The 12,345-nt window shown below is 66.3% G+C and carries 12 protein-coding genes; 5 read left to right on the top strand and 7 right to left on the bottom strand.

All coding sequences use genetic code 11. From position 1 onward, the window contains the following. Nucleotides 1–58: 58 nt before the first annotated feature. Nucleotides 59–691: a ribonuclease HII gene (locus Q0L89_RS04110; protein ID WP_296762760.1), complete on the bottom strand. Its 633-nt coding sequence runs from the start codon at nt 689–691 to the stop codon at nt 59–61. Between the two features lie 89 nt (nt 692–780). Continuing rightward, entirely contained in the window at nt 781–1,257 is a 477-nt protein-coding gene (locus tag Q0L89_RS04105; RefSeq protein ID WP_296762758.1) for a hypothetical protein, read from the bottom strand. 195 nt (nt 1,258–1,452) lie between these two features. Between Q0L89_RS04105 and Q0L89_RS04100 the strand changes: the two genes are divergently transcribed. Together Q0L89_RS04100 and Q0L89_RS04095 are read left to right on the top strand one after the other, a co-directional pair. Beyond that, a complete protein-coding gene (locus Q0L89_RS04100) occupies nt 1,453–1,743 on the top strand; it encodes a hypothetical protein (RefSeq protein ID WP_296762756.1) in 291 nt (96 codons plus the stop codon). Next, nucleotides 1,715–2,419 (top strand): hypothetical protein, encoded by a 705-nt coding sequence (locus Q0L89_RS04095; protein WP_296762755.1) that lies wholly within the window; start codon nt 1,715–1,717, stop codon nt 2,417–2,419. The genes Q0L89_RS04100 and Q0L89_RS04095 overlap by 29 nt, the downstream gene beginning before the upstream one ends. A 45-nt stretch (nt 2,420–2,464) precedes the next feature. Here Q0L89_RS04095 and holA read toward each other — a convergent pair whose 3' ends face one another. The 3 genes from holA to leuS are packed head-to-tail and all read right to left on the bottom strand — an operon-like array spanning nt 2,465 to nt 6,553. After that, on the bottom strand, nt 2,465–3,490 hold the full coding sequence (gene holA, locus Q0L89_RS04090) for a DNA polymerase III subunit delta (RefSeq protein WP_296762753.1): 1,026 nt from the start codon (nt 3,488–3,490) through the stop codon (nt 2,465–2,467). Beyond that, the gene (gene lptE / locus Q0L89_RS04085; RefSeq protein WP_296762751.1) at nt 3,487–3,996 is read right to left on the bottom strand and encodes an LPS assembly lipoprotein LptE; all 510 of its coding nucleotides are present in this window, start codon (nt 3,994–3,996) and stop codon (nt 3,487–3,489) included. Before lptE ends, holA begins: the two co-directional genes overlap by 4 nt. Continuing rightward, nucleotides 3,983–6,553: a leucine--tRNA ligase gene (gene leuS, locus Q0L89_RS04080; protein ID WP_296762749.1), complete on the bottom strand. Its 2,571-nt coding sequence runs from the start codon at nt 6,551–6,553 to the stop codon at nt 3,983–3,985. Before leuS ends, lptE begins: the two co-directional genes overlap by 14 nt. Nucleotides 6,554–6,728: 175 nt before the next feature. Between leuS and Q0L89_RS04075 the strand changes: the two genes are divergently transcribed. Further along, complete coding sequence (locus Q0L89_RS04075) at nt 6,729–7,988, top strand: glycosyltransferase (RefSeq protein ID WP_296762747.1); 1,260 nt, start codon at nt 6,729–6,731, stop codon at nt 7,986–7,988. Nucleotides 7,989–8,007: 19 nt separating this feature from the next. On the opposite strand, the gene Q0L89_RS04070 is transcribed toward Q0L89_RS04075, so the two are convergent. Next, a complete protein-coding gene (locus Q0L89_RS04070) occupies nt 8,008–8,508 on the bottom strand; it encodes a DUF3576 domain-containing protein (protein ID WP_296762746.1) in 501 nt (166 codons plus the stop codon). Between the two features lie 250 nt (nt 8,509–8,758). On the opposite strand from Q0L89_RS04070, the gene Q0L89_RS04065 reads away from it, so the two are divergent. Beyond that, nucleotides 8,759–9,676, top strand: a complete 918-nt coding sequence (locus Q0L89_RS04065; RefSeq protein ID WP_296762745.1) for a porin — start codon at nt 8,759–8,761, stop codon at nt 9,674–9,676. Nucleotides 9,677–9,776: 100 nt separating this feature from the next. Here Q0L89_RS04065 and Q0L89_RS04060 read toward each other — a convergent pair whose 3' ends face one another. Further along, on the bottom strand, nt 9,777–11,537 hold the full coding sequence (locus Q0L89_RS04060; RefSeq protein WP_296762744.1) for a tetratricopeptide repeat-containing sulfotransferase family protein: 1,761 nt from the start codon (nt 11,535–11,537) through the stop codon (nt 9,777–9,779). Between the two features lie 150 nt (nt 11,538–11,687). On the opposite strand from Q0L89_RS04060, the gene Q0L89_RS04055 reads away from it, so the two are divergent. Then, nucleotides 11,688–12,341 carry a YggS family pyridoxal phosphate-dependent enzyme gene (locus Q0L89_RS04055; protein ID WP_296762743.1) on the top strand — a complete coding sequence of 218 codons (654 nt, stop codon included), beginning with the start codon at nt 11,688–11,690 and terminating at the stop codon, nt 12,339–12,341. Nucleotides 12,342–12,345: the final 4 nt, after the last annotated feature.

Here is a 12,345-nt window from a genome sequence, read left to right as displayed (position 1 = left end):
TCTGTGAACGAAGACAAAGATGAGTCAAACCTGATTCGCGGTCAATTTCTTTTTTGAATCAGGGACTTATTGATTTTTCTTGATACAAGATATTGTGCACCGGCTTGAACGATCGTCTATGGTGTGGGGTGACACCAAGATTTTGAAGCGCCTGTCTGTGGCTTTTCGACGGATAGCCGGCATTGGTTTCCCATCCATAGCCGGGAAACTGTTGCGCCAAATCCCGCATATGCGCATCGCGCCACGTTTTCGCCACGATCGAAGCCGCCGCGATCGACAGCGACAGCGCGTCGCCGCGCACCACGCATTGCGCCGCGGGGATGATCCCTTCGGGCAGCATGTTGCCGTCGATCAAAACGTGATCGGGCGGCCCGGGCAGCGCCGCGATGGCGCGTGTCATGGCAAGATGGCTGGCGCGCAGGATGTTGAGGCGGTCGATTTCCGCGACGCTGGCATGGGCGATGCTGACTTCGGCCGCGTCCATCAACGCGGCGGTCAACGCCTCGCGCCGGCGCGCAGTGAGTTTCTTGGAATCGTTCAACCCTTTGGGGATGTTGCGCAGGTCCAGCACCACCGCCGCCGCCACCACCGGCCCGGCCAGCGGCCCGCGCCCGACCTCGTCCACCCCGGTGACGCGGGTGGCGCCGGCCCGTAGTGCCGCGCGTTCGAGGGACAGGTTCGGCTGGCTCATGCCCACGGGATATGCCCTGATCGGCGCAGCGCGCAACGAAAAAGGGCCGGGACGTGACCCGACCCTTCGCTCGGTCGCCAGCGGGGCGTTTAGCGACGCGCCAGGTGGTAGCCGTGCTTTCTCAGGCAGCGCCCGTCATAGCCGGTCTGGCGATGATCGCCCCGGTAGGCGCCGCTGATCTGGACGGCGCAGGCGCGCGGCAGGCTGTCGGTAAAACGAAAGGCGCGGTTCAGGCAACGTGCCCCGAACACACGGCGCGGTTGACCATAGCGGCTTTGGGCGCGAATCATGCAATCGCGCGGCAGCCCGTAACGTTGCACCCGGCGCGGCAGGGGGCGCGGTGTGACAACGGGCGCGCGGCCGTGGTAGCCGCGCGAGACGTGACCGTCCCGGCGATTGTACTTGCGGTTGTTGTTCTCGCTCAGCGCGCCGGCGATGATGGCGACGGCGGCGATGCCGGTCAGGGCGCGCACGACGTCGCGGTTGCCGGCCTGGGCGGTGCTGGCCGAAAGACCCGAGAGGGCGAGGGCCACGGTGACGACTGCGGCGATGAATGGGCGGGACATGGCAGGTTCCTTTCATGGTGTGGCCGTGATGGCGTGCCGTGCTTTCGGGCGGGGCGGCGGCACCGCATCGGTATGCCCCGAGACTGCTCGCATCGGTTCCCGACAGGCAATAACGCCGGCTTGCTATCGGATAGCAGCGGGCACGGGCGCTTGCGGATATTGAATATCGCCGTGCCGCCGCCCATGGTGATGCCCATGAAAAACGCACTCGCCCTCTCCGCCCTCTTGCTGACCCTGTTCGCGGGATTTCCCGCCGCGGCCGGGGAATGCTATGCTGACTACAAGGCCAAGCGCGACGCGCCGCTACAGTTGCATTACGGTGTCATGCAATTGAACGATAGCTGCACGAAGGCGGCTGCACGCAGCGAGGTAGCCACCCGTCTGCAGCGCAGCGGCTGGACGCTGCTGAACGTGCTGTCGGTCTTTGACGAGTCTGGGCTGAGCGAGAGGAAGGCGAGTGCGGGAAAGTTCTATCTCCGGTTCTGAGGTCCGGCGCGCGCCGGCGTGGCTGGTGCCGGCCGGTATCGCGGGCATCGTGCTGATACTGGCGGTGCTGGCTGTCTGGCTGCTGAGCAACCTGCCCGACGCCAACGCCTTCAACGCGCGGGTCGAACAGCTTTTCGTGGAAAATGACGACCTGACCACGCAGGCCGAAATCAAGCTTCTGGAAATCCTCGCGCAATCGGGCACCGCGTTTTCCGACACGCTGTCGGGCTACCGCATGGTGATCCTGGTGCTGCTGGTCTTTGCCACCACGCTGATGGTGGCCACCTTCGTGCTGTTGGTGATGCTTGTGACGCTCAACCGTCGCATGGCAGAGATCGAGCAATCGGGGATACAGGTGTCGTCGCTGACGCTGAGCCGCGAAGAAAACATGGTCTACCTCAATAACATGGGGTTCCGGTTGACCGACGCGGCGATGGAAACGCTTTCGGTGCTGGCCGAGGCGCGGCTTGACGACGATATCCTGTCGGGGTCCGAGATCGAGGCGATCGTGTCGGGCCGCACCGCCGCCGATTGCGACGAAGCCGCCGGCGCCACCCGCATCAAGCGGCTGCGCGATACGCTGGGCAACCAGATGGTCAGCGAATTGCTGGTGCGCAACATCGCGCGACGGGGCTACATGCTGGCCGTCGACAAGAACGTGATCCGGGTTAGCTGAGCGGGGCGGACCGCGCCATTCAGCGTGACGCCGCGCGTTTCCACCCTACCGCCCCGCCATCATCGACAGGCGAATCAGCGCCCGTTCGACCAGCGCCATCGCCGGCGCGTGCTGTGCCGCCGAGCGCAACTTGAGATCGGTGTCGGTGATCAGGCTCAGCGCCTGTTCCAGCCGGGGCGCACCCCAGCCGCGCGCCTGCCGCAGCATCCGGTCGCGCCGGGGGCCGAATATGGGCGGACGCATCCGCGCGATTCCCTGCGCCGCACCAGCCGGGTCGGAGGCGGCGGCGTAAAGCGTGCGGAAATGCCGCGCGAGGTTGATGCACAGGCTTACCGGCTGGGTGCCCTGCGCCTCTAGCCGGCGCATCACCGGGCCGATCTCGGCCGTGCGGCCCTCGGCCACTATGTTGAGGATCTCGTCCAGGTCCGCCTCGGCCGAGACGGGCGCGCAGGCGGCGACATCGGCCGAACTCAGCGGCGTGTCCTCATCCAGCTTGTACAGGCCCAGCTTGGTGAGCGTCTGGCGAAAATCGCCCGGGTCCAGCGTGCGCGACAACGCGGTGAGGTCGGTCATCGCCTCGGCCGCGATATCGCTCAGGCCGGCGCGGGCCAGTTCGGCCTCGATCTCGTCGCGCGAGGGCGGGTCGTCGTAGATCGCGGCAGACAGCGCGTTGGCGTGGCCCTCGAACAGCTTGCGCAACTTCGACTTGGCCGGCAGTTGCCCGGCGGTGACGATGATCTGCGCATCGCCGTCGTGCCAGTCGGCCAGCGCCGCGCCGATCACCTCGGCCAGCCCGTCGGTTGCGTCCTCGACGAAGACAGCGCGCGGGCCGGGAAAGAACCCCTGCGCCTTGACCGCGTCGAGCAGCGCCGCGTTGTCGCGCCGCAGATCGCCGGCGGGTAGCCGCGTCAGGCGCATTTCTTCCTCGCCGGCGGGACCGATCAGGTTGGCGATGACCTCCTGGCGTTTGAGCGCCACGCGCATCGCGTCGGCACCGAAGATCAGCAACCCCGCGCGTGCCGGATCGGGCCGGGCGAAATAGCGGCTCGCCTCGCGGGGGGCCAGTTTCATTCCGGCAGGTCGCCCGCAGCGGCCACGAGTTGCACGATCATCCGGTCGGCCAGGATCGTGGCGAGACGTACGCGCGCATCACGCTCGGCGGCGCGGGTCGCCACGGTCGAACCGGTGGCGGAATATCCCGTGAAGGCGGTCGTGCGCCCCTCGATCAGCGGCGCGGCATCCTCGTCCACGGCTCCACCCGGATAGAGCGCGAACGACACGGCGCCGACAAGGTTCATCCGGCTGGCGGTATTGTTGGCGTCGATCGCCAGCGATTCCTCGGTGATGTCCAGGTCGTAGCGCAGCCGGTAACGGCTGCCGCGACCCAGTCGTTCCTCGATCCGGCGAGTGAGAAGCTGTTCGTCGCGGCTATCTGGCGCCTGCACATGCACCGCCGATTGCAGCCTGTCGCCGGCGCCCTGCGGGCCGTAGACGGGGGCAAAGCCGCACCCGGCCAGCGCCAACGCCAGCGCGGCGCCCATTCCGGCCAACAGGTTTCTGCGATCAGACCACCACATTCACGATCCGCCCCGGCACGACGATCACCTTCTTCGGCGCCCTGCCGTTCAGCGCCTTTTCGACAGCATCCAGCGAAAGCGCGATCTTTTCAACCTCGGCCTTGTCCATGTCGTGGGGCACTTCGATTTCGCCACGGCGCTTGCCGTTGATCTGCACGGGCAGGGTGATCGTCTCGTCGACCAGCATCGCCGCGTCGGCCACCGGCCAGGCGGCGGTGCTGACAAGCCCCTCGTTGCCCAGCAGCGTCCACAGTTCTTCGGCCAGGTGCGGTGTCATCGGCGCCATCAGTTGCGCCAGCGTGCGCGCCGCCTGCCGCTTGGCATCGCCGCCCGCAGTGGATTTCGCCAGCGTGTTGGTGAAAGCGTAAAGCCGCGCGATGGCGGCGTTGAAGCCAAACGATTCGACCCCGCCGGTCACGTCATGGATGGTCTTGTGCATCTCGCGCAAAAGCGCGTCGTCGGCGCCGGGGTCGGTGGCCTTCGCGCCGGGGGCGGCGGCAATTTCCGACGCGATGCGCCAGACGCGGGCGAGGTGCTTGTGCGCGGCCTCGGCGCCGGCGGCTGTCCATTCGACGTCGCGTTCCGGCGGGCTGTCAGACAGCACGAACCACCGCGCGGTATCGGCGCCGTACTGGCCTATGATGCTGACCGGGTCGACGACGTTCTTCTTGGATTTGGACATCTTGGCCGAGGGGATCACCTCGACCGGCTCGCCGGATTGCTTGAGTTTGCCGCCTTCGACGTCCTCCGGCAGGTGATATACGGGGCGGCCGCGCGCGTCGCGGGTCTGGTATATCTCGTGCGTCACCATGCCTTGCGTGAACAGCGCGTTGAACGGCTCTTTCGCCTTGGCGGGCAGGTGGCCGGTTTCCACCATCGCCCGGGCGAAGAAGCGTGAATACAGCAGGTGCAGGATGGCGTGTTCGATGCCGCCGATATACTGGTCGACGTTCATCCAGTACTCGGCCTCGGCCAGGTCGGTGGGCGTCTCGGCGCGCGGCGCGGTGAAGCGCGCGTAATACCACGACGAATCGACGAAGGTATCCATGGTGTCGGTTTCGCGCCGGGCGGGCTTGCCGCAGGCGGGGCAGGGGCAATCGGCCCATGTCGGGTGCCGGTCGAGCGGGTTGCCCGGCACCGAGAAGTCGATCGGCTTGCCGGCCTCGTCATAGGGCAGCTCGACGGGCAGGTTTTTCTTGCGTTCGGGAACCACGCCGCAATCGGGGCAATGCACCACCGGAATCGGGCAGCCCCAGTACCGCTGCCGCGACAGGCCCCAGTCGCGCAGGCGGTAGTTGGTCACGCCGCGGCCAATGCCGTGCGCCTCGCAATGGGCTATGGCGGCGTCGATGGCGGCTTCGCCGGTTTGCACCTCTTCGCCCGCGACCTTGCGAGTGTAGCGCACTGTTTCGGTCTTGAGCGGAATGTAGGGGCTTTCGCGCACATCATGCGCGCCGTCGCGCGGCTGGAACGTGTCGATTATCGGCAGGCCGTATTTGACCGCGAAATCGTGGTCGCGCTGGTCGTGGGCGGGCACGCCGTAGATCGCGCCGGTGCCGTAATCCATCAGGATGAAGTTGGCGATGTAGACCGGCAACTGCCAGTCCGGGTCGGTCGGGTGATGGGCCTTGAGCCCGGTGTCGAAGCCCAGCTTCTCGGCCTTTTCCAGCGCTTCCTCGTTGGTGGCGCCGCGCCGCGCCTCGGCGCAGAAGGCGGCGATGTCGGGGCGCTCGGCCTCCAGCCGCTTGGCCAGCGGGTGATCGGGCGACACGGCGACAAAGCTTGCCCCCATCAGGGTGTCGGGCCGGGTGGTGTAGACCTCGACGCTGTCGAAGCCGTCCGGCGCGCCGGTCAGATCAAAGGCGAATTGCAGCCCGCGCGAGCGCCCGATCCAGTTGGCCTGCATCAGCTTGACCTTGGCCGGCCAGTCATCCAGCCCGTCGAGCGCATCCAGCAACTCGCCGGAATAGTCCGAGATGCGGAAAAACCACTGCGTCAGCTCGCGCCGCTCGACCTCGGCGCCCGAACGCCAGCCCTTGCCGTCCTCGACCTGTTCGTTGGCCAGCACGGTCATGTCGACCGGATCCCAGTTGACCACTGCGTTCTTGCGGTAAACGAGGCCCTTTTCCATGAAATCGAGGAACATGGCCTGCTGTTGGCCATAGTATTCCGGGTCGCAGGTGGCGAATTCTCGGCTCCAGTCGATCGACAGGCCCAAGGGTTTCATCTGCGCGCGCATGTCGGCGATATTTCCGTAGGTCCAGTCCTTGGGATGCCCCCCCGAGGCCATCGCCGCGTTCTCGGCCGGCATGCCGAAGGCGTCCCAGCCCATCGGGTGCAGTACGTTATGCCCGGTGGCCAGCTTGTAGCGCGCCACCACGTCGCCCATGGTGTAGTTGCGCACATGCCCCATATGGATGCGCCCCGACGGGTAGGGAAACATCTCCAGCACGTAATACTTGGGCCTGCTTTCGTCGCGGGTGGCGCGGAATATCCCGGCCTCGTCCCAGGCTTTTTGCCATTTCGCTTCGATCTCGGCGGCTGAATAGCGCGACATGTGCTGGCGACCTCTCTGGCTGTGCGCGGGGTGGGCGCGGGCATGGTTTGTCAGCGGTGATAGGCGCGCTGTGCGCGCTGGTCCAGAGGGCGGGGGCAAAAATGCGCCCCCTGTGCAGGGCGCGTACCGGCGCTATAAGGGGGCACCACCCCCGGACCGAAGCGAGCGCGCCGCCATGGACATCCTGTTCATCCACCAGAACTTCCCCGGCCAGTTCAAGCATCTGGCACCAGAGCTGGCGCGACAGGGGCATCGCTGCGTGGCGCTGACCCTGCGGGTAAGCGAGCCCACCACCTGGAACGGCGTGCGTGTGCTGCCCTATTCCCTGCCCAAGCGGCATGCGCAAAAGCTGCACCCGTGGCTGGTGGACCTCGACACCAAGCTGGTGCGCGGCGAGGCCTGTTTCGACGCCGCCGTGACGCTGCGCGAGCGGGGCTTTTCCCCCGATGTCATCGTCGCCCATCCCGGTTGGGGCGAATCGATGTTCCTGCGCGATGTCTGGCCCGGCGCGCGGATCGGGCTTTATTACGAACTTTACCATCGCTCCGATGACGGTCACCTGGACTTCGACCCCGAATTCTCATCCAGGCTGGGCGCCAAGGACAGGCTGCGTATTCGCCTGAAGAACCTCAACAACCATCTGCACATGTCGGTGGGCGACGCGGGGATCAGCCCGACGCATTTCCAGGCCGATACTTTCCCGCCCGAATTCCGCCGGCGGATCAGCGTCATCCATGACGGCGTGCGCACCGACCTGCTGCGCCCCGACCCGGACGCGGTGCTCGACCTGCCCGGCGGTGACCAGGTGACGCGCGCCGACGAGGTGATCACCTTCGTCAACCGCAACCTGGAGCCCTATCGCGGCTACCATGTGTTCATGCGCGCGCTGCCGCGGCTGTTGCGTGAGCGCCCGCACGCGCAGGTGATGATCGTGGGCGGCGACGGTGTCAGCTATGGCAGCCGCCCACCGGGCGGCGGGACGTGGAAGCAGACCTTCATCGACGAAGTGCGCGGCCGGATCCCCGATGCCGACTGGGCGCGCGTGCATTTCATGGGCAAGCTGCCCTACGCACGATTCGCCGCGCTGCTGGCGGTCAGCCGCGTGCACGTCTACCTGACCTATCCGTTCGTGCTAAGCTGGTCGCTGCTTGAGGCGATGAGCACCGGCGCCGCCATCGTGGCCAGCGATACCGCCCCGGTGCGCGAGGTGATCACCCATGGCGAAACCGGGCGGCTGGTGGATTTCTTCGACCGCGATGCGCTGCTGGCCGAGATCGGCGCGCTGCTCGACGACGCAGGCGCACGCGCGGGCCTGGGCCGGGCGGCGCGCGCGCATGTCACGGCGCATTACGACCTTGAAACGGTGTGCCTGCCCGCGCAACTGGCCTGGATCGAGCGGCTGGCAGACATGCGCCCCGGCACGGTGGGCGACTGACCTACCGCGGTGCCGTGGCTCAGAGCTTTCGGGCGGCGATGCGCAGTTGCCGGGCGCGTGACAGGATCGCATCCTCGACGGCACGCTGCGTGGCCGCATCGACAGGGCCGCCGCGCGTTTGCAGCGACACCACCAGCGACCGCGCGTCCAACGCCGGATCCTTGATCAGAACGGTGCCGCGATAGGCGCGCCCGCCGCCCGGCGGGGTGCCATAGCCGAACACGATCACCCCGGTGAACGGATCGACCGATTCCACCGGCAGGAAGTTCAGCACATCCAGCGACGCGTTCCACAGGTAGCGGTTGACCGCCACGGTCACGTCGGGGTTTTGCTTGCGCAGCAAATCCCAAAGGCTGGATTCGCCGCTGTTGCCCATGCGCGGGTTGGCCTTCATGGCCTCTTCGTTGGAGGCCTCGATATCGCCGGGAATCATCTGGCCGTCATTGCCGCCGCCACACGCGGCTAGCGTCAGGGCCAAGGCACCGGCCGTGATGAAACGTGTCTTGCGATAAAGGGTCATGGCACCGCCCGGGTTCTGTCGTCCTGTCCTGTCCTAACCAACCGCCCGCCAAGGGGCAAGGGTATTACGGCGCGCGTGCCCGCCCTCGCCGCCCGGCGGCAACTGTGGCAAAGCTGCACCATCTTGTGCCACATTGTTGCCCAACCGGCGCCGGCGCTTGCCAAAGCCCCCTGAAAAGAGCGAAACGAAAGCCATACCCAATCTGGATCCTCCGGTTTGGGGCGCTTGAATGAAAACCGAGGGAAAAACCATGAAAAAGATTCTCTTCGCAACGACTGCGCTGGTCGCTTCCGCCGGGATGGCCGCTGCAGACGTATCCTTTGGCGGCTATGCTCGTTGGGGTGTCGACTATGACGAAGCTCGCGCGCCTGCGGACGAAACCCGCATCGAAAGCCGTTTCCGCCTGATCATCACCGCCACCACCGAGTCCGACAACGGGCTGAACTTCGGTGCGCAGGTGCGCTACCAGGCGAACGAAGCCGGTTCGACCTACGCCGGCACCTCGGGCTTCAACAACCCGCGTTTCTGGGTGTCGACCGGTGGTCTGGAAGTCTCGATGGGCCACGTGCAGGGCGCCTTCGAATTCATGCCCGGCATCTATGCCGGCTCGGTCGGCCTGACCGGCCTGGGCTATGCCAACGTCGTGACCAACTACAACGTTGACTTCTACACCTCGGGTGCTCAGGGCCGTGAAGGTTTCGACATCAAGTACGCCATGGGCGATTTCAGCGCGCACCTGTCGCACTCGCTGTCGCAGACCGGCTATGGCGTGAACGGCACCCAGGATCGCACCGGCCTGCACCTGGCTTACAGCTTCGGCGACTACAACGCCGCGATCGCGTTCCAGGACAGCGACATCGTCGGTGACACCGAGTGGGCCCTGACCGCGGGCGGCGCCTTCGGCCCCGCCAACCTGACCCTGCAGGTTGCCGACAACGGTAACATGATGGGTGGCGACACGTTGAAGTACGGCATCGCCGGCTCCTTCGACGTTGGCGCCGCGACCTCCATCTCGGGCTACATCAACCACGACGAGATCCCGAACGATGAGAACATGGGTATCGGCGTTGTTCACGATCTGGGCGGTGGCGCCTCGATCCGTGCCGGTGTGGCCGAGCTGGCCGGCAGCCGCACCCGCGCCGACGCTGGTGTGCAGTTCTCGTTCTGATCCGTCAGAACCTGAGCGATACAAGGAAGGGCAGGCCAATCGGCCTGCCCTTTTCCTTTGCGCGATTCCCTGCGCGTGATCGGCGACCGCACCGGCGGTCTTATTCCGGCGCCAAGTCGGGCCAGCGGGCCGGGTCGATCCCGTCCAGCAACGTGGCAATCGCCGCCCGATGCGCCCGCCACCCCCCGACAGACCGCGTATGCACCCCCTCGCGCACCTGCAGGGCGCTGGCGGTGCGCACGGTGCGCCTGTTGCGTTCCGGCTGTCCCATCTCGGGCACCCACGACAGCCCGCACACCTGTGCCAGGCGCTTGCTGGCGGCCTCGGGGTTGGTCACCAGATCGGCATAGTCCACGTCGACGATTCGGTCGCCGAAGCCCGCCTTCCAGTGATCCATGTAATCGCGGTAAAGGTTGATCTGCGTCGCGATCGCCGCCTGGTCGAAGGTAAAAGCCATGGCCGGGCTGGAAAAATAGGTGCGCCACATCGACAGGCCCACGTCGCGCGGGTCGCGCCGCATGTGCAGGATCACGCAGTTCGGAAACGCCGCCAGCAGCATCCCGACAAAGCGGTAATTCGACGGCATTTTGTCGGTAAATGCGCGCGTGCCCGCGGGCATCTGCGGCAACTCGGCGCGATAGGCCTGCGCGAACCGTTCGGCCGCGCCGGCATCGAACGGCGCGCCACTGTCGATATGCGCCCGCGCCAGCCGGCCGGCCATCGCCAGTTCGCCGGTACCGAACACCTCCGGGTGCGCCGAGATCATCTGTTCGGTCAGCGTGGTGCCCGAGCGCGGCAGCCCGAGGATGAAGATCGGCACCGGACCGTCGGACAGCGGTGCTTGCGGCAATGGTGCATTGTCCGGGAACAGTTCCAGAACCTCGTCGCGCTCGGCGATGGCAAGCTCGGCGGCAAAGGGGCGCAGGCGGGCAAACGATTCGTTGCCCTTGCGATACCAGTCGTCCGAGGCCGCGACATCCCCGGCGCGCTCCAGAAGCTGCGCCTTGGCGAAGGCGAGAAAGCCGATATCGGGCGCGCCCTTGCGCGCCTTTGCCAGCGCCGCCTCGACGCGCGCCATGATGTCGTCGTGGTGCTCATGGCCCAGCAGGCGCGCCAGCTCGAACAGCGATTCGGCGTGGTGCGGCGCCAGCGCGAGCATGCGCTCATAGGCGGCGATGGCCTCGTCCCGGCGGCCCATCTGGTTGAGCAGGATCGAATAGCCTTCGAGCGCCGGAAAATGCTGCGGGTTGATCGCCAGCGCCTTTTCCGAGGCGGCGAATGCCTCTTCCACCCGGTCCATCCGGCCCAGCAGCAGGCTGAGATTCGACAGCGTGTCGGGGGCGTTCGGCTCGATCTCGATAGAGGCGCGGTAATCGTCCAGCGCCTGCGCCTCCTGGCGCAGCTCGACCCGTACCACACCGCGCAGGTTGAGCGCCGCCGCGTGGCGCGGATCGTGGTCAAGCGCCGCGTCCAGGTCGGCCAGCGCGCCGGGGTAATCGCCATCGCGCATCCGTGCCATGCCGGTAAGGAACAGCACATGGCCCGTGTCGGACCGTTTGTCGCGCAGCTTTTCCAGCAGCGACAACGCGCGTTTGTTCTGCCCGGTGCTTATCAGCGCCTGAACGAGGTTGTTCTGCACGTCGCGGTTGCCCGGCGCCAGTTTCAGGGCCTGTCGGAAATGGGTGATCGCTGTGCGTTCATCACCCATGCGGGCCTGCGCCAGCCCGGCAAGGTTTTGGAAATACGCCTCTTTCGGGAACTGTTTCGTCGCGGCCCTGGCCGTCTTGAACGCGGCCTTGAACTGGCCCGCGCCAAGCTGCGCCGTGATCTTGTCAGCAAGCGTTCGGGGATTGGGCGCCATGGGCTTCACCTTTGCCGTGGGGTCTTGCGCGACTATACCGGCCACCCGCGCGGCATCAACGCGATTGCGCGATGCGGCCCTTTTCAAGCGCGCGTCAAAGGTGTTTGTTGGCCGCGCAAGCGACGCGGGCCAGTGCAGGAGGATGCGAGAATGGCGTTGACCGATATTCAGGAACGGATCGCGGTGGCCTGCGACGAAGCCGGGCGCGCGCAGGATTCCGTGACGCTGATCGCGGTGTCGAAGGTTCAGCCCGACGCCCGTGTCGAAGCTGTGCTGGAGCAGGGGCACCGGTGCTTTGGCGAAAACCGCGTGCAGGAAGCCGCGGGCAAGTGGCCGGGGTTCCGCGAGCGGTTCGATGGGGTCGAGTTGCACCTGATCGGGCCGCTACAGACCAACAAGGCGCGCCAGGCGTTCGACCTGTTCCAGGCGATTCATTCGCTGGACCGCCCCAAGCTGGCCAAGACGCTGGCGCGGTTGGCGCAGGAAGAGGGGCATTGCCCCGACCTGTTCATCCAGGTCAATACCGGCGAGGAAGACCAGAAAGCCGGTGTCATGCCAGGCCAGACCGACGATTTCGTGGCCGAGTGCCGGCGCCTCGACCTGCCGGTCAAGGGGCTGATGTGCATCCCGCCCGTGGACGAGGAGCCGAGCCTGCATTTCGCCCTTCTGGGCAAGATCGCGGCGCGCAACGGGCTGACCGGGCTGTCGATGGGGATGAGCGGCGATTTCGAGCGCGCCATCGCCCTTGGCGCCACGCATGTGCGCGTGGGATCGGCGATCTTCGGAGAACGTGACTACGGCTGAGCGG

The sequence above is a fragment of the Sediminimonas sp. genome, from assembly GCF_024637375.1.
In the GTDB taxonomy this organism is placed as follows: domain Bacteria; phylum Pseudomonadota; class Alphaproteobacteria; order Rhodobacterales; family Rhodobacteraceae; genus Sediminimonas.
Note: the sequence above shows the minus strand (reverse complement) of the source record. Positions and strands in the feature narration are given on the sequence as shown.

What these genes read in the sequence shown, in the direction of transcription:
- Q0L89_RS04110 (WP_296762760.1), bottom strand. Translation starts at nt 691, where the DNA reads ATGAGCCAGCCGAACCTGTCCCTCGAACGCGCGGCACTACGGGCCGGC.
- Q0L89_RS04105 (WP_296762758.1), bottom strand. Translation starts at nt 1,257, where the DNA reads ATGTCCCGCCCATTCATCGCCGCAGTCGTCACCGTGGCCCTCGCCCTC.
- Q0L89_RS04100 (WP_296762756.1), top strand. Translation starts at nt 1,453, where the DNA reads ATGAAAAACGCACTCGCCCTCTCCGCCCTCTTGCTGACCCTGTTCGCG.
- holA (WP_296762753.1), bottom strand. Translation starts at nt 3,490, where the DNA reads ATGAAACTGGCCCCCCGCGAGGCGAGCCGCTATTTCGCCCGGCCCGAT.
- lptE (WP_296762751.1), bottom strand. Translation starts at nt 3,996, where the DNA reads ATGTGGTGGTCTGATCGCAGAAACCTGTTGGCCGGAATGGGCGCCGCG.
- leuS (WP_296762749.1), bottom strand. Translation starts at nt 6,553, where the DNA reads ATGTCGCGCTATTCAGCCGCCGAGATCGAAGCGAAATGGCAAAAAGCC.
- Q0L89_RS04075 (WP_296762747.1), top strand. Translation starts at nt 6,729, where the DNA reads ATGGACATCCTGTTCATCCACCAGAACTTCCCCGGCCAGTTCAAGCAT.
- Q0L89_RS04070 (WP_296762746.1), bottom strand. Translation starts at nt 8,508, where the DNA reads ATGACCCTTTATCGCAAGACACGTTTCATCACGGCCGGTGCCTTGGCC.
- Q0L89_RS04065 (WP_296762745.1), top strand. Translation starts at nt 8,759, where the DNA reads ATGAAAAAGATTCTCTTCGCAACGACTGCGCTGGTCGCTTCCGCCGGG.
- Q0L89_RS04060 (WP_296762744.1), bottom strand. Translation starts at nt 11,537, where the DNA reads ATGGCGCCCAATCCCCGAACGCTTGCTGACAAGATCACGGCGCAGCTT.
- Q0L89_RS04055 (WP_296762743.1), top strand. Translation starts at nt 11,688, where the DNA reads ATGGCGTTGACCGATATTCAGGAACGGATCGCGGTGGCCTGCGACGAA.